This window comes from Psychrobacter sp. (assembly GCF_018260395.1).
Classification (GTDB): Bacteria; Pseudomonadota; Gammaproteobacteria; order Pseudomonadales; family Moraxellaceae; genus Psychrobacter.
This window is the reverse complement of record NZ_JAGLBC010000029.1, coordinates 1-21820: the sequence shown is the minus strand read 5'-3', so window position 1 is coordinate 21820 and position 21820 is coordinate 1. Positions and strand designations below refer to the sequence as shown.

General features: G+C 39.8%; 17 protein-coding genes and 1 pseudogene. 7 read left to right on the top strand and 11 right to left on the bottom strand.

What is annotated here, in order from left to right:
• Window positions 1–23: 23 nt before the first annotated feature.
• The 8 genes and pseudogenes from QZ265_RS03995 to pilG all read right to left on the bottom strand — a co-directional run bounded on the left by QZ265_RS03995 (window position 24) and on the right by pilG (window position 11123).
• A complete protein-coding gene (locus QZ265_RS03995; RefSeq protein ID WP_296403638.1) occupies window positions 24–605 on the bottom strand; it encodes a cytochrome b in 582 nt (193 codons plus the stop codon).
• A 122-nt stretch (window positions 606–727) separates the two neighbouring features.
• Window positions 728–1213 carry a hypothetical protein gene (locus tag QZ265_RS03990; protein ID WP_296403636.1) on the bottom strand — a complete coding sequence of 162 codons (486 nt, stop codon included), beginning with the start codon at window positions 1211–1213 and terminating at the stop codon, window positions 728–730.
• The gene (locus tag QZ265_RS03985; RefSeq protein ID WP_296403634.1) at window positions 1210–2316 is read right to left on the bottom strand and encodes a hypothetical protein; all 1107 of its coding nucleotides are present in this window, start codon (window positions 2314–2316) and stop codon (window positions 1210–1212) included. Before QZ265_RS03985 ends, QZ265_RS03990 begins: the two co-directional genes overlap by 4 nt.
• A 1-nt stretch (window position 2317) precedes the next feature.
• Complete coding sequence (locus QZ265_RS03980; RefSeq protein WP_296403631.1) at window positions 2318–7723, bottom strand: Hpt domain-containing protein; 5406 nt, start codon at window positions 7721–7723, stop codon at window positions 2318–2320.
• Window positions 7723–8754: pseudogene (locus QZ265_RS03975) on the bottom strand (methyl-accepting chemotaxis protein); the annotation flags it as partial. The gene QZ265_RS03980 and the pseudogene QZ265_RS03975, both read right to left, overlap by 1 nt.
• Before the next feature lie 909 nt (window positions 8755–9663).
• Window positions 9664–10188 (bottom strand): chemotaxis protein CheW, encoded by a 525-nt coding sequence (locus tag QZ265_RS03970; protein WP_296403629.1) that lies wholly within the window; start codon window positions 10186–10188, stop codon window positions 9664–9666.
• A 13-nt stretch (window positions 10189–10201) separates the two neighbouring features.
• On the bottom strand, window positions 10202–10567 hold the full coding sequence (locus QZ265_RS03965) for a response regulator (protein ID WP_296403626.1): 366 nt from the start codon (window positions 10565–10567) through the stop codon (window positions 10202–10204).
• 169 nt (window positions 10568–10736) lie between these two features.
• The gene (pilG, locus tag QZ265_RS03960; RefSeq protein WP_296403624.1) at window positions 10737–11123 is read right to left on the bottom strand and encodes a twitching motility response regulator PilG; all 387 of its coding nucleotides are present in this window, start codon (window positions 11121–11123) and stop codon (window positions 10737–10739) included.
• A gap of 674 nt (window positions 11124–11797) precedes the next feature.
• On the opposite strand from pilG, the gene QZ265_RS03955 reads away from it, so the two are divergent.
• Together QZ265_RS03955 and QZ265_RS03950 are read left to right on the top strand one after the other, a co-directional pair.
• Window positions 11798–12520 carry a response regulator transcription factor gene (locus tag QZ265_RS03955; protein WP_296403622.1) on the top strand — a complete coding sequence of 241 codons (723 nt, stop codon included), beginning with the start codon at window positions 11798–11800 and terminating at the stop codon, window positions 12518–12520.
• 124 nt (window positions 12521–12644) lie between these two features.
• The gene (locus tag QZ265_RS03950; protein ID WP_296403620.1) at window positions 12645–14381 is read left to right on the top strand and encodes a HAMP domain-containing sensor histidine kinase; all 1737 of its coding nucleotides are present in this window, start codon (window positions 12645–12647) and stop codon (window positions 14379–14381) included.
• A gap of 86 nt (window positions 14382–14467) precedes the next feature.
• On the opposite strand, the gene QZ265_RS03945 is transcribed toward QZ265_RS03950, so the two are convergent.
• Complete coding sequence (locus QZ265_RS03945) at window positions 14468–15373, bottom strand: histone deacetylase (protein WP_296403618.1); 906 nt, start codon at window positions 15371–15373, stop codon at window positions 14468–14470.
• 74 nt (window positions 15374–15447) lie between these two features.
• Window positions 15448–16710, bottom strand: coding sequence for a hypothetical protein (locus QZ265_RS03940; RefSeq protein WP_296403617.1), 1263 nt, complete (start codon window positions 16708–16710; stop codon window positions 15448–15450).
• Between the two features lie 177 nt (window positions 16711–16887).
• On the opposite strand from QZ265_RS03940, the gene ccmA reads away from it, so the two are divergent.
• From ccmA to ccmE, 5 genes are all read left to right on the top strand, one after another.
• Window positions 16888–17682 carry a heme ABC exporter ATP-binding protein CcmA gene (ccmA, locus tag QZ265_RS03935; protein WP_296403615.1) on the top strand — a complete coding sequence of 265 codons (795 nt, stop codon included), beginning with the start codon at window positions 16888–16890 and terminating at the stop codon, window positions 17680–17682.
• Complete coding sequence (locus tag QZ265_RS03930) at window positions 17682–18425, top strand: heme exporter protein CcmB (RefSeq protein ID WP_296403613.1); 744 nt, start codon at window positions 17682–17684, stop codon at window positions 18423–18425. Before ccmA ends, QZ265_RS03930 begins: the two co-directional genes overlap by 1 nt.
• 274 nt (window positions 18426–18699) lie before the next feature.
• Window positions 18700–19488, top strand: coding sequence for a heme ABC transporter permease CcmC (ccmC, locus tag QZ265_RS03925; RefSeq protein ID WP_296403611.1), 789 nt, complete (start codon window positions 18700–18702; stop codon window positions 19486–19488).
• 43 nt (window positions 19489–19531) lie between these two features.
• Entirely contained in the window at window positions 19532–19735 is a 204-nt protein-coding gene (gene ccmD / locus QZ265_RS03920) for a heme exporter protein CcmD (RefSeq protein WP_296403609.1), read from the top strand.
• Window positions 19736–19883: 148 nt separating this feature from the next.
• Window positions 19884–20411 carry a cytochrome c maturation protein CcmE gene (gene ccmE, locus QZ265_RS03915; RefSeq protein ID WP_296403607.1) on the top strand — a complete coding sequence of 176 codons (528 nt, stop codon included), beginning with the start codon at window positions 19884–19886 and terminating at the stop codon, window positions 20409–20411.
• Between the two features lie 158 nt (window positions 20412–20569).
• Here ccmE and QZ265_RS03910 read toward each other — a convergent pair whose 3' ends face one another.
• Window positions 20570–21586, bottom strand: a complete 1017-nt coding sequence (locus QZ265_RS03910) for a UPF0104 family protein (RefSeq protein WP_296403605.1) — start codon at window positions 21584–21586, stop codon at window positions 20570–20572.
• Between the last annotated feature and the right edge of the window lie 234 nt (window positions 21587–21820).

Sequence of the window (21820 nt, the reverse complement as noted above, 5' to 3'; positions counted from 1 at the left end):
AATATAATTGTCTTACTCTAACATTATTTAATACGCGACATAATATTGTCTTTTTTGATAAATTGGTGCTGTATAGCGCCTAGAATGTGAAGACCAGTAAACACCATTAGTGTTGGCCAAAGCACATCAGTATGTAGATTATTAAAGAAACGTGCCTGCCCACGATCAGTGGTCAAGATACTTTGCAACTCAAATAGTCCAAACATATCAATGCTATGTCCTCCATACCAAGTCATCAAGATACCAGATAGTGGCATCGCAAATAGCACGGCATAAAGCAATAAATGGGTCAGATGCGAAACAGCAGTCTGCCATTTTGGCATAGGTACACTGGCAGGTGTTGGACTAATGACACGACTGATAACCCTAGCAATCATCCAAAATAATAGGCTAACTCCAAATGCTCTGTGCAGATTCAAATAGGTTTCACCAGATGAAGCAGAATTATGTAAAGTAATCATACTCCAAACGACAATCAGCAATAAAGCACTGCCCCAATGAAAAATTTTAACAGCTAAAGACCATTTACTAGGTTTTACTGCTGTTACAGTACTAGCCGGCGGTTGTTTTGTGTAGTAGACATACGTTACCTTTCCACTTGAGATTGATAAATAGAACTGTTAATCAATAAAATGACTCTTATGATTTAAATAATATCGCTTTATGATAGCAACGAATTCTAGATTTTGTTAACCCTCTAATAAACATTAAACCATACAGTCTCTTATTAAATAACTTCTATCAAATGGTTTGTCAATCTTTGCAGGTCAGGAACCATATAAGTGATGTTATCAATTATGACTTGTTGATACTCATACTCTTTTTGCTCATGTGTCGCATCTAACTCATGCTGACCACTTGCAGTGGCCAATTTACTTTGTTCAATATCTTTAATGTCAGTAATTCTAATTTGGAGTTGTTTTAATTGACCTTTAACAATAAGGGCAAGTCTATGCATATCACTTTCTGCTTCTAACACTATCAGGCTATCTGGCTTCGTATCTGGCGCCAATAAGCTGAACACAGGCAAAGTTCGACCTTGCCATTCACATTCCCTTAAAGGCGCTTCGCAGGCTTTGATACCAATAATTAGGGCAGTTGGTATAACCCAATCGAATTTGCTAGAGGTTGGAATGAAGGTAACGTACATACTACCTTGATTGAGCATTAACAGCTCACGAGCATTTAACTGCTGGGAAGGAATATTATTCACAATTGCTCCGTAGTGTCATTTACAAAATGAGTTAGATAAGATGCTAAATTCGGGGCTGTCGCTGAAATCGATCTAATAGTGGTGGCCTGCAGGGTTGCAACTGTATTACTATTGATTCCTGTTAAGCGAGTTGACAAGGGGCTTTGATGCCATAGCACACTACCCTGACTTAATATATGATCATTAAGCTCTAAAGTCTCTAAGCGGTTAACACTATCAAACTTTATCGCAATAAATTGTTCGGCTAAAACATTGCTAAAGCTCATTATGCGTTGCTTTAACGACATCGGTATTTGCGCAAGGCTCGCACTATCTCCAACTATTAGTCGCCCTGTAGAGTCACAAACCACCTCAATAGTTGGCGGCAAAATATAGCAATGCCCTGCCTGCATGTTTAACGATAAATCGACCACCTGACATCGCCATTCATTATGTTTGGTTAAAGTTTTTGGCAAGCTATGTAGGCATTGATTTAACACGCTTTGAGCATCAAAAGCCAATAACGAAACCACAGGCAACTTGCTTGGCAGGATATTCAAAAATTCTTGTGCTGCGGCAATATCGCCAATACTATTTACTATTAATAACACCGCCTTTTGCCATGGTTGGTGTCTTTGAGCTGAAGTATGGGCAGTTTGAATTACAGACGTTGGCAGCCCTAATAAGCTAACTAGTTTCCGTTTTAACTTACGTTGCCACTTTGCATATAAATTTATTTCATCTACTTTTGGAGCAGGCTCGAAGCCCACAAGAACATGAGGCTTACCAGACAGGTGTTTTTTTGGGCTTGGGCTTGTGTTTATGCTGGTGTTCGAATTTAAATTTGAATTTAAGTCAGACCAACTGTCTGATTTGATGTGCAAGTCAGGGTTTACCACTAGGGTATCTAAAGCTGAATATAAAGCTTCATCATAGTCGCTGTCTATTAGCCATAGTTCGGCAGGTGATTGAAAATGAATTTGTTCAAGGTGTTCAGGCGCAATACAATCTTGCACCGTAAGCCCCCATTGAGTCAAAGTATGCTCAAATGCTTGTCTTTGCTGAGCCTTAGCCGCAATCACCACTACTCTGATTTTAGCCAAGTTTATGACTGTATCAACCATCTTATCTGCCTGGTTTGTTGTCAATTAAGGCTTGGATCGAATGGATTAAATCCGCTTCTTGAAATGGCTTACCCATATAGTCATTTACCCCTATTTGTTGAGCTTTTTCACGGTGTTTTTCACCAGTACGAGAGGTGATCATAATTATGGGTAAAGTCATGATTTTTGGATTATGGCGCACATGATTTGCCACTTCAAAGCCATCCATGCGTGGCATTTCAATATCCAACAGCATCAAATCAGGACGTATGGTTTGTAGCATTTCAATCGCCTCTACCCCATCTCGCGCCACATGGGTATCATACCCTTGGCGTTGTAACAATCTTGAAGTCACCTTACGAACGGTTACCGAGTCATCGACAATGAGTATCTGCGGTTTTGACCATGTTTTCGCAACATGCTGTTGGGTTACTAGTGTTTGATTTTTAACATGCTTTTGACGGTTTTTAGATTTTAAGGCAGAAGTTTCACAAATGGTAGCCTCACGCATCAGTGCCAAGGTATCTAAAATCAACATAACTGACCCTTCAGCAGTAACCGTAGCTGCTGATAGTCCTGGAATAGAGGACAGTAAGTCTCCCAACGGCTTAACCACCACTTCCCTACGAGACCCTATGATTTCATCAATTTGAAGCGCTAAATGTTGACCAGATTGATTTTTTAATAATAAAACCGGCCAACTGCTTTTGCTAGCTAATAGGTTTGACTGTGGTATCTCACCGTTTAAAAGTTGCTCAAGATGCCTTAAACGATATTTTTCATCCGCTATTTTAAACAGCTTATCATTGCCCAGATTGGCTTGGCGCGACTTCATACTTTGGGGATAGTAAAAGTTTAGCAGCAGCTGAGCTGGAATGCGTTCCACCCGTTCAATTTGTAATAAAGGAATGGCAAAAACCTGATTGCCTGACCGAACCACTAACGCTTCTGCCACAGCAATGGTCAGCGGTAATCTTAATATAAACTCGCTGCCTTGACCTGACCTAGAGTTAACGTTAACACTTCCACCTAAGCGACGCACTTCGCTTAGCACCACATCCATGCCCACACCGCGGCCAGAGATTTGGGTCAAACTGCTAGCAGTCGATAACCCAGCATGGAAGATATACTGCATCACCTCCAAATCAGTGATTGAAGTGTCATTAACGTCTATTAGACCACGACCAATAGCTTTATTTCGAACCGACTCTACATCAATACCTTGGCCATCGTCCTTGATACGAATGACAATCTCACTACCTTCTCGCTCCATTTCAATTATGATATTACCTTCGCTAGGCTTGCCTAAATTGTGTCGCATTTCAGGTAGTTCTATACCATGATCAACAGAATTTCTAAGCATATGCTCTAACGGTGCCGTCAGTCTATCTAATACAGTTCTATCAATCTCATCATGCTCTGTTTTCACTTGAAGTGTGACTGACTTGCCCAACTGACTAGCTGTTTGGCGTACTGTACGCTGTAATCGTGGTAGGATACGCGAGAAAGATACCATTCTTGAGGTCATTAAACCTTCTTGTAGCTGGGTCTGGGATTGAGCCAACTGCAATAATAGGCTTTCTGTACCTTGTGTTTTGCTATATAAATTAGATTTAATCTCAAGTAAATCAGAAGCTGATTCAGATAAAGACTTAGACAATTGATTTAAAGCAGAATACTGGTCCATTTCTAGCGGATCAAAGCTATAATCTTGTTGTAAATGCTTGTCCTCAATCTGAGAGCGTATCTGAGCTTCCAGTTCAATATCCATACGTCTTAATTGTTCGGCCAAGCGCTGGACTGTTCTTTCCATTTCATCTAAAGTTTGATCCATGCTACTCATGCCAAGCTCAATACGAGATCGGCTAATAGCAGACTCTCCTGATAGATCAATCATTTGTTCCATCAATTTAGCTGGGACACGAATCTGTTCTTGAGATGCAGATTGCTCTTCGCTAGGCAACTTTTGCCCTAACCAAGATGGCATGTCACTAATATCACGAAGCCCTAAGCGGGCTTCACGCCAGCTTTGATAACGATCAATGGCTTGTACGTACTCCCCCAAATCAGTCGTAACGTCTAATTTTGCTTTAGATTTGGGTAATATAGTGTCAGCACTATCAATCGTTTTTAATTTTTTAATCAAAGCTTGTGCTTTAGGGGGGTTCACCCCATGTTGTAAAAGATATACAGCTTGCTCTATCCATAGATGAGCATCATGCAATGGCTTGACGAGTAAGCTTGTAAACTCTAAATTTTCGCCCTTTTTTTCGATCTTTAGATAAGCTTTTTGTAGTGCCTCTATCACTTCTGCCGCAGCATAAGCTTGTACCATGTTGGCGCCACCGTAAAGCAAATTTAACTCATGTTGCAGCTGCTTGGCTAAAAGGTACAAAGAATTGATAGCGGTTTCGTTTTCAGATTGTAAGATACTACTAATTTGATCGGCATCGTCTATATCGCTATCGCCACGACTGATAGCTGTCTTTAACGCTACAACCTGAGCCTTAAACTGTTCGTAATTTGACTTGATAGTGGGCAATAGCTCTGTGGCTTCTTCTAAAAACACACTCATAATATCTGGATCTGGCACTTGGCCATCCCACGACTCTGATCTTATTAACTCAAAATCAAGCTCAATACTACTGACATTTGCACTGGCGTTAACTTCGGATTCTAGCTTAACCTCGGTTTCTACAATACTGTTTTGTTCAATACTGTTTTGTTCAATACTGTTTTGTTCAATACTGTTTTGTTCAATGCTGTTTTGATCAATGCTGTTTTCTTCAACATTGCTTTCTTTTTTATCGGCTTCCTCTTTAGTAAAGTCAACAGACTCTGGAATGGCTTTGGTAGTTACACTCAAACCTCCTTCTGAGCCAACAACCTTAGAATGAGAAGCACCTGGCTCCTCTTTTGCACTCTCAAAGCTATCGTTAGCTTTAAAATCTTCAAGATGCGTCTTAGTAGTAGCGATGTTTTCAGGTAATGATTTAGTGTCTGCTAAAGATCGAAGCTGTTGCAACATTTGCGGAGCTCGAAAGGCTTCTTTATGAGCTGCTAAATGTTCTATTTGATCAGATAAAACATCTTGAACCGACTGCATTAACTCGACCCAAGCTTGCGTTGGGATGATCTGCTTGCTTGCAAAATAATCGTAAATCGTTTCTGCTTCATGGCAAAGCTCTGCAATACCCTCAACGCCCGCCATGCGCGCCCCACCTTTTAGAGTATGCAAATGACGCTGCAATTCTTTTATAGGCTCTACATTATCAGGGTCTTGTTGCCATAGCGTAAGCTGCTGATGGCTTTCTTCAGCGAGCTCTTGTGCCTCTTCAATGAAGATGGCCAATAGCGCTTTATCTGCTTCGGCTTCAGACTCTGTTTCAATATCTGTTAATGAGTTTGAGGATAGATTTGTTTGAGGTTGAGTCTGAGGTTGTAAAGTATCATCATGAACATCAACACTTACACTGTCATTAATGTTAACGTCATTGTCCTCAAAGTGCTCATTAATTTCAGGTATTGCTTCAATAGCATATAGATTTTGTACTGCCTGCTGATTCAACTGCAAGGTCATCTTGCCGGCAAGAGAATCAAATAAACCTGTAAGCTGCTCATGTCCTGCAATTAGAGTATCTATGACATGGGCATCTTGAACCAATTGCGCAGACTTGCCAATCGTTTGATAGGCGTGATTTAAAGCAGTTAATAGTTGAATAAACGGCGTTGAGTTGGCAACTTTAGGGATCAAAAGTTGGCTTTGTGCTTGTAGCTTAGCGGCGTAGTCAATCACCTGCTTCTGTTGTTGAGTTGAGAATTCGTCTGCAGAATCCTGTGCGAAGGCAAAAATATTTGATAGATCCCATTCAGCATCAAGCAAATCATCAATGCCTTCTATTAGCTCAGCAACCGTATATTTAATATCGCTGTCTGTATAGTCGCTACTGTCTTCAATATGCTGGACTAGATTGTTACGCTCTGTAGCCTGCTCAATAAATTCAGACTTTTCGTCAATGACATTGTCTAACCAAAGTTCGAGTTGCGCAATCTCATCCTGACATTGATGCGATAGTTTGACTCCTTCAATGCCTTGTAGATAGTACTTAATAAGCTTTATAGACTGATTGATTATTTGTAAATGTTGGGCGCTAATCGTTTCGCCTTTTTGCTGCAATCTTTGTAATCCATTTTCAATTTTGGCACTTAAATGGCTTAACTGGTCAAACGATTGGCTACTAGCAGCCCCTCTAAGTGTATGAAAAGCTCTTACCAATTCATCATCGACCAATTGCTTTTGTCTATTTAATAAAATTTGACACATTGACTCTATGGATTCAATCAGCTCTTTTGCCTCTGATATAAAGAGCTGTCTTAATTCCTCATCTTGTTGCTCAAAAGTTTCTAATGGCACTGAGGTCACAGTTGCCGCAATCTCTGACTTAACTGGTATTTGTTTGGTTGCAGAAACTTCTAAAGTTTGCGAAGGGTAAGATAAAACCTGATCAGACGGAAGTTCTTTGTCATTTGATAAGGTTAATGAGTTATCAACGCTATCAAGGTTGTCGAGGTTGTCAGGGCTAAAGTCTATGTTATAACTTTTAACCGCAGCATATTGATCAAAATCTCGTTCAGTCAACTCATTATAATCAAATTCAGGATGCTTTTTATTGGCATAAAGCGTGGCCGCTGCCATCCATACTTTCATGGATTCAGGATAGTCAGTTTGTTGCCGGTAGCATTCGATAATATCTGGATAAGCTGAGATAACATCAGACAATAACTGATGTATTCCAGAGGTCGCAACAAGCGTCTGGTCAAGAACACGATTGAGCATATTTTCAATTGCCCACGCCAACTCAGCGCTCCTGTGCGCCCCTACCATACGACCTGAGCCTTTTAAAGTATGAAAACCGCGTCTAATAATAGCAAGAGGTGACTCGTCATGGGCTAATGACTCTAGTTGAGCAAACTGCGTTGAAATGTCATCTATAACTTCCTCAGCTTCTTCAACAAAGATTTCTTTTATTTCAGCATCAAACTCTTTTTCATCATTAGGTAGTTCAAGCTTTTCTATGGTAGCAATTAATAACGACTGAGATAAAAAGCTATCATCGGCAGTGTTATTAGTAATAAGTGAAGTTGGTGATACCTTTTCAGCCGGCTTTTGATCTAGTTGTATATCATTTTTAATGACATCAGTATTCGGCTCAGAGGTTTTTTTAACATTCGCATCAGAGGTTGTCTCATTATTAGCTTTAGTACTAGCCTCAGTAGTAGCCTTAGCAGTTGTCTCAACTTTAGCTTCATCGTTAAGTTGTAAATGAAATCGATGACTTAAGCTGATAACCACTTTATCTTTATCTTGTGGCTGAGACGTATTTTCGTCTGGCCGCTCAGATGGCTTTAACTTTGACTGATTGCTCATTACACATCCTTCAGGGAAGCACTGCCCTGCTCTAGCTTGAAGTCAGATACTGACTTTTGTAATGAAGCAGCCATTTCATTTAATTGTCCTACTGAATGAGCGGTAGTTCTAGTGCCTGTAGTGGTCTTCGATGTGATCTGTTGAATGACTTCCATGTTCTGTGAGATGTCACTCGCTGACAAAGCCTGTAGTTGAGCTTCATTGGAAATCTGCTGAATAAGGTCGGCTAAACTATTAGAAACGGTTTGTACTTCTTTTAATGCTTCACCAGCATCTGTTGCCAGTTTAGCCCCTTGTACGACCTCTGTAGTGGTAGATTCCATAGACATCACTGCCTCATTGGTATCAGCCTGAATAGTTTTTACTAGAGTTTCAATCTGTTTGGTGGCATTGGCTGAACGTTCAGCAAGACGCTGTACTTCGTCAGCTACCACCGCAAAGCCGCGTCCTGCTTCGCCTGCCATCGAAGCCTGAATGGCTGCATTTAAAGCCAACACGTTAGTCTGATCAGCAATGTCATTAATTAAACCAACGATATCGCCAATCTCTTGTGAAGACTCGCCTAAACGCTTGATACGCTTTGAAGTTTCTTGAATTTGTTCGCGAATGGTATTCATGCCATCAATAGAAAGCTGTACTACCTGAGCCCCATTGTGGGCAATCACTACCGAACGATCAGCAACTGAGGCCGACTGGTTGGCTGTTGCAGATACCTGCTTAATAGATTTTACCATATCAGTAATGGCTGAAGAAACGCCGGCAATTTTTTGGGCTTGTTGCTCCGAAGCTTCTGCAAGTTCTGTCGCTATCAGCTGAGTGCTCTGTGAAGAGTGCGCCACATTTGTAGCAGTGTTATTAATTGCTTGCACCAGTTGACGCAGTTGATCGATAGCGAAGTTTACTGAATCGGCAATGGCACCTGTGATGTCCTCGGTTACAGTGGCATTGACCGTTAAATCACCATCTGCCACATACTCTAATTCATCAAGTAGGCGCAAAATAGCTGCTTGGTTTTTTTCGTTTTCTTCTTGAGCACTACGTGCACGTTGGAACTGTGCATCCATCTCGTCACGTTGACGTAGCGTTTCTTTTTCGATAAGGAGTCGCTGTGTTTGGTTATTGGCATGATATAAGCGATAAATTGCGTATAAGCTGCCAAGTAAACTTAATAAAAATAGTATCGCTGGGATAATGACATTACTACGGGACAATATATGTCGGTCAATAGGCTGTAATTGACTTTGAGCTTGAGAGACGAAAGCTGATACTTGTTCAACTTTTTGCTGTATATCTGGATCTAGCAAGATACTATTATTTTTATTATTATTGCTATCATTATTTTGCGTCTCAGCTCTAAAGTTATAATTGATGACAGACTCTACCGCAGGCTTGGTTTGTTGCCAATGCTGATCAAGATTGGTATAAACAAGAGAATCGTCAAAGTTATAGCTTTGAGCTTCGTTGAATGCTGTTTGATAGTCAATAACATCAGCACTTAGTAATTGCTGTGTTGCGTCTCTCTTTTTTTCATCGGTAGTAAAGACAACTTCATTCACATGACGGGCTAAATAGCTTGAGGCCATTTCTAACTGATTCACAGCAGATACATAGTTTGAGACTTTATGGGAGTTGACAACCAAAGCAATCAAGCTGATTAATGCTATAAGCCCTAAGGCCAGTAACCAATAAATCCACTTTTTTTGATTTATCTCTGGGTTAGAATTTCCTTTTTTACTTTGCGAAAGGGAAGTGCTGTCGGCAGGCTTTTGAGCTGCATCTTTCATTCTGGCTGTCCTTAAAGTGAGTCTGATTCATGCATCATCCAGCGCATGACCTAGCTAATGATATCGCTTAAAAAGTTTAGGTTATTACAATAATCTAGTCATATTGGGTTTAGTGAAGCAAAGTGCTGATGGATTGAGGTATATTCATCTTGGTCATCATTGAGCCACTTGTAAAAATCTAGGATCTTGTATTAACAAGCTTGGCATAAAGATTGGCCAAGACTGCTCACTATCTTCAAAACGACCATGGTTGTACGGTAAAAAAGGAGAATTGGTCACTAAGCTCTTTGCCACGTACTGGTGTGCAAAAAAGTTTTTAATATGCCATACCTCATCCACCATTAAGCCCACTTGTAGGTTATGGTGCTTAATAACCATAAGCTTGCTCTGCTGGGTCTTGTTATTTAAATTCACAAACTTTGCAAGATCAGCTATGGGTAGAAGTTGGCCCCGTATATTGGCAATACCTAATAACCATGGCTTAGACAACGGCACAGGGGTTAATGCTTCTGGGACTGAGATTACCTCAGCCACTTCACCTATGGGCGCCACAAATTTCTCACCTGCCACCTCAAAAGCAATACCTTGCCACTGTTCAGCAGGCTTGGGCTGAATTTCACTTTTTCGTGACTCAGCCAAACGCTCTAAACGCAGTAATTCAATAAATCCCTTTAACGCCACGTTGGCTATCCTATTATTGGTTAATGGCAGATTGAATTGTACTGAGCAACTCTTGCTCATTAACCGGTTTGGTAAGGTATGCTTGAGCGCCTTGTCTTTTGCCCCAAACTCGGTCTGTTTCTTGATTTTTGGTACTGATCATTACCACAGGAATGTGGCTAGTAGTCTCATGACGTGTTATTTTTCGGGTGGCCTGAAACCCATTCATTTCGGGCATCACGATATCCATCAAGATGACGTCTGGCAAATGAGTGGCTGCCATATCAAACCCTTGTTGTCCATTAATAGCTTCGATTACCTCAAAGTTATTCTTGCTTAACAAGTCGCGAAATCGGGCCATTTCGGAGTGTGAATCTTCAACTATTAATATCTTATACATATACTGCCTCTTATTTCCCTGGCAACATCAACAGATGCTTTTTCTTATTATGATTAGCTAGATTGCTATCTATTGAAATGCTATTTATTAAATTGCTATACATCAATTCGCTTGGTAAAAATAAATATCTACAATAAATAGTGTCATTTAATTTATTAGCAATTAGAAATCAAGCTTTTTTATAATGCTGGCGAATAGCGTCATATAACTCATCTTTACTAAAAGGCTTGGTCAAATATTCATCAGCACCAACAATACGACCACGTGCCTTATCAAATAGTCCATCCTTAGACGATAGCATAATGACAGGGGTATCTGCGAAGTCTTTGTTGTTCTTAACAATAGCACAAGTTTGATAACCATCTAAACGTGGCATCATTACATCAATGAAAATCAGTTCAGGTTTGTGATCGGCAATCTTTGCTAAGGCTTCAAAACCATCTACAGCAGTCACTACTTCACAGCCCACTCGTTGTAATAGCATTTCTGCTGTTCGGCGGATGGTTTTTGAGTCATCAATCACCATCACCTTTAATCCATCAAAACTAATATCCATTTTTGTTACCCTTTATTATATACGTCATATGCTTTTTTATTTGAATTGCTCAAGTGCTTTGATAGCAATATAAAATCCTTTTAAAAATTGAGTTTGTCATCGGGTAAATTATTGGCTTAGCCAATTAGCTTGTCCCTAGCAAGTGCTGTTGCACATTACTCATTACTCATTGCACATTACTCATTACTCATTGCACATTAGTCAAACAGAACTATCAAAACACCTAAAGAGTCTTAACAGACACACTGTTACAGCCTCAGAAGATTAATGATAAAATGAATATGGCTAATATTGAGTTTTAGGTACAGTTTGTCCATTTTAATTATAAATATTATTAATGCCATTTTTAGCATAATTTTAAGGGGTTTACTACTCTTAACCTTACTTATCCCAAACTGATTTATTTTTAAGGTTTATTACTCTAAGTATACTTATTCATTTAACTATTTTTTAGGTTAAATCATCTTAACCTAACCTTAAATTAGTAACAATAGCGAATTAAAGTAACAAACTGTGTATTGTTAAGATAGGCAGTGTTTATTCTTTATAGTTATAATAGTAACAATATTGGGTTTAGGTGCTATATGCTTTAAGCATCTTAAAAAAATAAAATCTTATTTGTGATTTGATAAAACCCTATACAACTAAATATATTAAATATTCTAAGGATTATTATGAGTAAGCAAATATTAATTATTGAAGATGATCCAGATTTAGCAGAACTAATTAGCGATTATTTAACGATGAATTATTATGAAGTTCATCATGCCTCAACGGGCCAAGAAGGTCTAGATATCTTAGACGCTAAAGAGCGCGCCATTGATTTAATAATTTTAGACTTAATGCTACCTGATATGGACGGTATGCAAGTTTGTCAGAAAATTCGTGGTGGTAAAAACAGTCAGACCAATAAAGTGCCTATCGTAATGTTAACGGCCAAGGGTGATACTACTGACCGCGTTCTAGGCTTAGAGATGGGCGCTGATGACTATATCGCTAAACCTTTTGAACCTCGTGAATTATTAGCACGAATTCGTGCAGTGTTGCGTCGTCATGAGCAACCTAATCAAGCAGATAGTCAGTCTGATAGTTTAACTTTTGGTCGTCTTAGCGTATTCCCAGACAGTCATGAAGTGACAATCGATGATAAGCCTGTTCGTTTGACCACTCATCAATTTCAGCTACTGCATTATTTTGCCACTCATTCAGGTAAAGTTCTAAACCGTGAGCAGCTGTGGCAAGCCATGCCAAATGATGATAGCTCAGACAATATTGATCGTGCTATTGATGTACATATTTCACGTTTAAGAGCATTAATTGAAGATAATCCACGTCAACCAAAACGGATTATTACGGTACGCGGTGTGGGCTACCAGTTTGCCACAGATCAAGTATAATACTACCACCTTGCTGCTTTAGGCTTTAACTTCTTATTGCTTTAACTGCTTAGCGATTCAATTTAATTAATAGATTGAATCGCTATCTTACTTTTAGCAGGTTCAATTTATATTAGACACTTTTATGTCCCCTACTTCTCGATTTGGTTTTAACTCCGTCTTTAGTAAGTTATTTATCAGCGTGGTTCTAACGCTGGTATTGTTTGCTGCGGGCATGGTTACCCTGATGAATTTGGTACACAATAACTCAGCAGATGCACGTTGGGAGGTGCTTGCCAAGCAAATAGTCAGCCAAATCGATCCTTTTGTGGATGAGCTTGATAATGCCACTACCATGAACGAGTTGTTGCAGGCTCGGTTTATGTTGGCAGTCATCAAAAGAAGCTTTGATGTCTTTGATGAGTCTTTACAAGCTAAGATGGGACTCTATGATCGCAACGGCAACCTACTGATTCAAACCGATGACAGTGATTTACCAAAAAAATTACCCAATGACCCTTCTTTTATCTCACGTTTACTTCCAGCTTTCTTTTCATCAGATCTTGTCAATGCAAAGGCTATAAGTGATCGTGGCTATACCTTACTATATGAGCCAAGAAATCCCCCAAAACGTTCAGAGCTTTGGGCGGTATTGAATATTTTTACCGGTACCATAACGCTTATTGCTGTTATGTCAATTGTTCTATGGTGGATTGCCCATTCAATGACTTGGCGCATTAATCAAATGAGCAAACGGATGGCGCAGCTAGGAGAAGGTAACTTTAGCGTCCGTGTACCCGCACAAGGTACAGATGAGATTGCCAGTTTGGCCAGAGGCTTTAACCAAGCGGCACAAAAAATTGAACAGCTTATTGATGCCAATAACCTACTATTAGCACATGCATCTCATGAGCTTCGTACCCCTATCACTCGTATTCGATTACAGATTGAAATGATGGATATGTTGGCAAACGAGATGTCAGCAGAGACTCAGGCTAAGTTTCGTAAAAGAGCGCAAGCGGTTAATCGGGACTTAACGGGGCTTAATGACTTGGTCGAAAGCATTTTGTTGGTTAGCCGTTTAGATGCCGGTCATGCTTCACAAACCAACGAGCGTTTTGATTTTTATGACTTGGTCAGCCAAGAGTGCCAACATTATCCAGAAGCCACTTTATATGGCAAACATCTGGTCATTGAAGGTCAGCCAAAACTGTTGATTCATTTGATTCGCAACCTGTTGAATAACGCCCTTATACATGGTGAGCCTCCTATTGAAGTTCATCTTTACGGGGTGGTAGAGCAAGAAGAAGCGTTATATCCACCTAAGCAGTTATTGGACCTTATCGAGGAGGCCAAAGCAAAAAAGGTGACTTTTGAATCTCAATCATTATTCTTAGATGACGACTATATTGAAACCGAAGATGGCAACCTAACGGATTCTGCTGTCACTTCAGAAAACATCCCCGATAATTCAGAAGCATTAGAGACAGAAACCGCTACGTCGCCTTTATCAGCTAGCCTAAAGGACACCTCCAAAAAGCAAGATAAAGCCAATAATAAAGCCAGTGACAATGGGTTTACCAAACGTCTGCGTCGACCAAAAGTAGAACCCGTTATTAAACCAAATTTTGCCGTATTGTCAGTGATTGACCAAGGCAAAGGCATTCCTTTGGACAAGCGTGAAGAGATTTTTAGTCCCTTTGTTCGTTTGCAGCAACAAAGAAAAGGTTCAGGTTTAGGTTTATCATTAGTGGCACAAATTGTTGAGGCGCACCATGGTCGCATTCGTACCGATACCTATAATGGTCGTACCCGCTTTATAGTATTACTGCCTGTGAATGAAAATGTGATTGTTGAACAACCTGGCATTTCAGAAGTGTAGCATTTTATAAACGTAAAGTTATATCCATTAACAAAGGTAATAAATCCAAGATGTTTTTTTGATTTCAACTAGTTATAAATCTATGGTTAGTCAAAAAACAGCTGCTTTGCCACTCTAAAAGTATTGCAATGGGCTTCTACTACCTGTTCAATATCTTCAGAATAGCCACCTCCCATGACGATAGCAATAGGTATCTTATTGTCCCTAGCCTGAGTGAGTACAAACTCATCTCGCTGCCTACAACCTTCTACAGTTAAGGATAGCTTGCCAAGCTTATCGGTTGCCAAGACATCCACTGCAGACTGATAGAAGATTAAATCTGGCTTATGCTCAGCAATCAACTTTGGCAGGGTTTGCTTAAGCAATGTCAAGTATATGTCATCACCAGTATCATTAGGCACAGCAATGTCTAAATCTGACGGCGGCTTGCGAAAGGGGTAATTTTTCTCCCCATGCATACTAAATACAAATACTCTTGGCTCATTGGCCATAATGCTAGCATTACCATTGCCTTGGTGCACATCTAAATCAACTATAAGTATCCGTTTTGCCTCGCCACGCAATAGTAATAGATTACTGGCGATGCACACATCATTAAACACACAAAACCCCTCTCCATGATCCGCAAAGGAGTGATGGGTGCCACCTGCAACATTTAAAGATACCCCATATTGCTTAGCATACAAAGCACATTCATAAGTGGCATGAGCAATATAACGACCCCGCTCCACCAACTTCAGTGTCATTTCAAAACCGATTGCACGGGCTTCTTTACGTGATAGCGTCTGATTTTTTAATTTCTCCCAGTACGCCTGAGTGTGCGTGGTTAAGATCTCTTCTTCGCTTAGCTTTCGCGGGGTAAAAAAATTGCATTCACCTAAAGTACCTTCTTCAACCAGACGCTCAGGTATCAGCCGATACTTTTGCATAGGAAAGCGATGTTTCTCTGGAACTTGATAAAGAAATATGGGAGAAAAGGCAACTTTTAGCATGTTATTTATCACTTATCACTTATACGTATCTTTTACTTGTATGCGAAAAACATTGACTTGATTATAGCCTTGCGCTACTGGATCATCCGAGTCGGCAAATAGAAGGTCTTATCCATCTGAGCCTTATTTAATTCATCTAACAAGGTATCTAATTCAAAGTCCTTAGGGTCACTGGCAATTAAATCACTAAACAAAGGCGCAAAAGATGCGGTCATCGCCATCACCCCTTTTAATAAGTAACTGATAACAGTTGGTGGTACTACGCCATTATTGGTGTTTATGATCGGCTCAAAGTCTAAGGAGTTTTTAAAACGTATTTCACCGTCACGAATGTCAATCTCAACACAGCCTAGCATCATGTCGTAGTTCAATTGAGTGGCCAATACCATACCTGCCTGCATATGCGACTCAGGTAAATGAATGGGTAGAATGCCATAAAAAGCTACCAATTGAGTATGCTCATGAATACGAATCACGCAGCCCCATTCAATTTCGCCTTCATCTTGCGAAGACTCAGTTTGGGTAGACTCAGTTTTGGTGGATTGGGGATTCAGGTCAGAGTTAGGAGAGAAATATTGAATGTCATTATCCGCAGCCTCATCATTGCCACTGTCTTGATAATAACGCATTGCCATAGAGATATGATGGACGTTTCTTTGACGCACACTGCCATCATACTTCTGTGTTTGATTACCTGAGGGCACATCAGCGGGGTCTTGCTCTAACCCATCAGAATCGCTCTCTAAGGTAGGCTCGTGATAATGATAGTTTAGCTCATTGGCCTCTAAATAATCCAAAATACTATCTGTTATAGGGTTATCAGAGTCCGGATATGTGGCAGAGAGTAGCGCCATGTTGTCTGACTGATCAAGACTAGATAAGCTAATGAATTTTGCTGAAGTCTCTTTCGACGGCGCTTCAGAATTATCATTTTCTTTTTTATGTCTGCTAGAATAGTAATCTTCAACTTTTGACTTCTCAACTTTTGGCTTGATAGCATCTTTAGTGTCTAACTGATGTGATTTACCCGGCTGGCCCTTAGACTGTGCATCAAAGCTTTGTTGGTTTTTGGCGGCAAACAAGCGCTGTTCATCTTTATGCGGTTCAACTTTATGCGGTTCAAGAGTATTTGCACCATTCGTTACTACAAACTGATTCTCATCGCCATCTTCACTACGAGCTACTTTTGTCATAGCTGGCTTAGTATTTGTCTCCTTTTGAGCAGATCGCTTAATATCCTCAGACATGCTATTGACTCGGCCTTTTATCAGCTTTATTTCAGCCGTTAATAAATACTTTAATTGTTGCCAAAAAGATGGTTTTTTTTGTGAGCTCATAATAGGGGCAATACGTTAGTTGTGGGTCGAGGTTTGATATACTATGTTATATTGAAATATTAATTATATATGACGGCTGACAGCACTTATTGCAATAGTGTTATGTTAACGCTAACCGGTAATAAATAGCTCTTAATAAAAATCAGATTCATATTAACCTTTTTAAATTAGGTCATCATGCACTCTAATATACATTCTGACTTACCGTCTTCTCACTCTACTCCTGCTGTGTTGTCACTGCAAGACATTACCATTCAACGTGGCGATTTTCCATTATGTGAAAGGGTCACTTTAACTTTATATGTTGGCGAGATATGTCATCTTATTGGCGCTAATGGTACTGGTAAGACCACATTATTAATGCAATTGGCTGGATTATTACCTTTACTCGAAGGCAAGGTCATCTATCAAGGGCAACCTACCATACCGGTCGCCCCTTTGTATGTGTCACATCAATTGGGCATTCATCCTAATTTGACCGTAAAACAGAATCTAACTTTTTTATTAAATCTATATGGTATTAAACCCACTGCTGTACAAATTGAGACAGCTTTGGACTGGGTGGATTTATCAGGCTTTGAAAATATGGGTAGCAACCAATTATCAGCTGGTCAGACACGACGAGTTACCTTGGCTAGGCTTTATCTAATGAGCGTAGAGCAAACACCATTATGGCTTTTAGATGAACCTTTTACAGCACTCGACGTCAGTATGGTGGCTAGACTTCAGCAACGTTTACAGGACTTTGTTCATAGTGGCGGCTCAGTATTGATGACCAGTCACCAACCGGTACAAGTGGCCAATAAGTCGTTGAATTTATCGGATTATTTACCTCGTTATACTATAGACGATGACTTAAATGATAGCGATGACGACTTAAATGATAGCAGGGCTCAAGACAATCTTATACATGGTTCTCAATTTGATAATTTTCACAATTCCGACACTGCTGATAATCAAGGAGGCTGCTAATGTCTGCCTCTAATGCTTCGCAACCTACACCAATTTCCAGCGCACCTATTGATGTACCTAATAATGTACCTACTGGTATAGCAACACACGAACTGTGGCGCCGCGAGTGGCAAGTAAAGCAGCAAGGGGCGGTTCAATGGCTCTATCCGTTAGTGCTTTTTTTGGTGATCATTACTCTATTCCCCTTAGCTGTAGGAAGCGAACCGCAGCTTTTACATCGCTTGGGTGTACCAGCAGTATGGATCGCCGCCTTACTCTCTTTAGTAATGGGAGTCGATGGGCTGTTCAAGCCCGCCATGGACAATGGCACTTTGGCGCAGCTCGTGGTTTCAAGAACCTCTTTACCACTATGGGTTCTAATTCGCCTAACTATCCATTGGATATTTAGCAGTGGCTTAGTGGCCTTACTAAGTTTATTGGCAGTGCCTTTATTCAGGCTATCTTGGGGAGAGGCCGGTGCGCTTCTTGCCTCAATTTTGGTAGGCAGTCCTATGCTATTAATGCTGTCTGCTAATGCCAGTAGTCTAACTTTATCTTTAAAAAATGGTGCGGTATTGGTGCCATTAATTGCGCTACCGATGCAGTTACCCGTACTAATATTTGCCACAGGCGCTGTAGACTTGTATGCTACTGGCCTTAATGGATTACCAATACTGGCACTACTAGCTGCCGGTAGTATTATCTCAGTCCTTATTATGCCTTGGGCCATCGCAATGACCTTAAAAATGGCATGGCTTAACTAGAGTCAATATTTGTTATAATAGAAGTGCGTTTATCCTATTATTGGTTATCGAATATTGGTTATCGAATATTGTTTATCAAAAACTGGTTTTCAAATATCGTTTTTTTAAATAATGGTTTTTTAAATAATGTTTATCAAACACGCATTGCTCTTATTGCGGTAAATCGTTAAGCGGTAAATCGTTAAGCGGCTGATAGGGTTCAATGTTCATAAGTTTTATAATAGTTAACTAACATGTAGTATGCTCCCATCGTGGCTTACAAGGTCGTTTTATTATGCCAAATGCTAATTTATCACCTCAATCCTCTGGCTTTTTTTCTCGCCTATGGCAAGGATTTTTGGCCACTGTTGGGACGCGGGAATTCTTTAGAATTTTCTCTCCATGGGTCAAGTGGCTTGCTGGTATTGCGGCCATTATGCTTACTATTGGTAGTATCTGGGGTTTGGCATTTGCGCCACCTGATTATCTTCAAGGCAACAGTTATCGCATTATTTTTATTCATGTACCGACTGCCAGTATTGCCTTATCAATTTATTTTGCCCTAGCTGTATTGGGGATAATATTTTTGGTATGGCGTATAAAAACTGCTAATTTAGTGGCTCAAGCTATCGCCCCTATTGGTTTTATGCTGTCAATTTTAAGCCTGATAACTGGTTCTATTTGGGCCAAGCCGACTTGGGGAACATTTTGGGTATGGGATGCTCGACTAACTTCAATGCTGATTTTGGCTTTTCTATATGCTGGCGTTATGGCATTATTTGCAGCTTTTGAACATACGCCAAACCGAGGTAAAGCTGCCGCGATATTGTCTATTGTGGGTGCAGTGAACTTACCTATTATAAAATATTCAGTAAACTGGTGGAATACTCTGCATCAAGGCTCCACATTGACCATTACTGAAGCCCCGAAAATGTCTTTGGATATGCTAGTACCTTTATTATTAACGATTATTGGCACTTATTTTTTGGTAGGTGCGTTGGCCATATATCGTACCAACACCTTAATTCTACGCCGTGACCAAAACAAAGCTTGGGTTAAAGATTATATTCGTACTTCGAAATAGCACAACATCAAGCTAGGTCATTAGCCAATACAGGAGAGCCATTGTGCATCCCTATTTTTATAGCTTTCAAGAGTTCATAGCCATGGGTAAGCATGGGGCTTATGTGTGGAGTTCATGGGGCATTACTGTGCTTGCCGTAGTTGGCTTCATTTTATATAGCCTTAGTCAACGCCGTCGTCTAATTAAAGAGTTAAAAATCCAACATGCGCGACAACAACAGCGCAAGCAAAGTATTGATCACAAATAAGTCTATAAATTAATAAAGCAATAAATCAATACCAGCACTTAGCCATGCAACATGCTACATGCAAACTCAAGTGAGATGACTCAAAAGCTTATTAACCTTTTTATCCAGTCCTCATTATACTTTGAGGCGTAAAATCAAAGGCAATTGTATGAATGCTGTACGTCGTAAGAAATTGATTTGGGTCGCTGCTACTTTGGCAGGCGCAATCATTGCAGTAATTTTAGTTATCTATGCCATAGGTCAGCAAACAGATTACTACTTTGATCCGACTGCCATCGCATCGGGAGAAGCGCCGCAAAACAAACGTATTCGGGCTGGTGGTATGGTGGTTAAAGACAGTCTGCGCCGTGACCCCAATAATGATTTGAAAGTTCAATTTGCCATCACTGACTTTAAATCAACGGTACCGGTTAGCTATCAAGGCATCTTACCAGATTTATTTGCTGAAAATTCTGGTGTGGTAGCTACGGGTAAGATGCAGGGAAACGTATTTGTCGCCAGTGAAGTATTGGCAAAACATGATGAAAACTATATGCCGCCTGAAGTGGCTGCTTCCTTGAAAAAGGACCAAGCTGCACGAGGGGTCACCCCAGACTCAGAAAAGTTTAGCCCTGCTATTCCTATGAAAGATGGTGTTGAAGAAGGCAATCATACTACCAATACTTTAGTTGAATAACTACTTTAGTAAGCACAGTAAACGATAAGTTAGCTATATAAAAGACAGGCGCCTTAAATTATGGGGCCTGTTTGTTTTGATGAGTTTTGAATTTTATTGAAGCCTATTTTTATTGAAGCCTATAAAGTTGAATGAAACTAAAGCTTATATAATCAAAGCTAAGGCTTACGCAACCAACGTAACCATACTTCATGCCCGATAAAGAACATTACCGCTAGAAAAAATGGCAATAGATAATACAACACTCTAAATATCAATAAGACTGCCAACAGATAAGTCTTATCGACCATAGGTAATGATGCCATCATTGTCAGTTCAAAGACACCAAGACCACCTGGCACATGACTCAAAATGGCTAATATCATCGACTGTACAAAAGCTGAAAATACGGTAAAGTAGCCTATCCCTGCATCATGGGGTAACAGCAAATACAGCACAAATGCCACACTGGCTAAATCAATAATTGAGATAATAATTTGCTTAAGCAAAATAGTTGCTGGAGGTAGGTCAAAGCGCCAGCGGCGTATCTGAATATGTCGACCTTGTTTGCCAGACCATAGTAATGCTGCGACGACTATAGTAAATAGAGCTATGCCCATTGCGCGTATTAGCGACTCATTATGAAAGATGTTAGGAATATCAATCGAGAGTTCAGACAGCTGCAAGTCTAGCTGACCCATCATTGTCACGGTGGATTCAGGGTATAGCATCAGCGACAAAGAGACTAAGGTAGTTATGCCAAATGTAAAAGCCATAGATACCAGCCATACCACATTGGCAATATTCTCAGACTTAATATTATTGACACCATACATTCTAAAACGAACCCCAGATGCCGATAATATTGCCAGTCCAATGGTATGACCGATAGCATATGCAGTGAATGATGTGAACGCTACTTTCTTAAAAGGCAGTTTAATATGCATGTGATTCAAAGCAATGGTATCGTATAAAGTTAATACCAGGTAGCCGAAAGCCACTACTAACAAGGCTAAAAATATGTTGAGATTTGGAATATGCTCTATGGCCACCATAATATCTGATAGATTAATAGTATGGGTAATGGTATAGAGTGTTTTTATAGCGAGAAAGAAAATAAATAGCGCCAACAAAAATAGTGTGCCGCGTAGCAAAATAACTTTAGGATTCAGGAATTTTTTTAGGTTTATAGACATACTGCCACTTTATAAAGACACTGAAGATTCCATATCATATAGGCATAATGTTTATAATAACAGTCTAAACACTTAGTTTCTGTATTTATAATACATTCATTGCTTTAATACATCACTGATTACAATTACTACTTTATATAACCTCGTTACTTTTTAAAATGTCTGCCATATTTAATTATAACTAAGTAATCGAACAGAAATATATTATAATACCAACTTTCCATAACATTCATA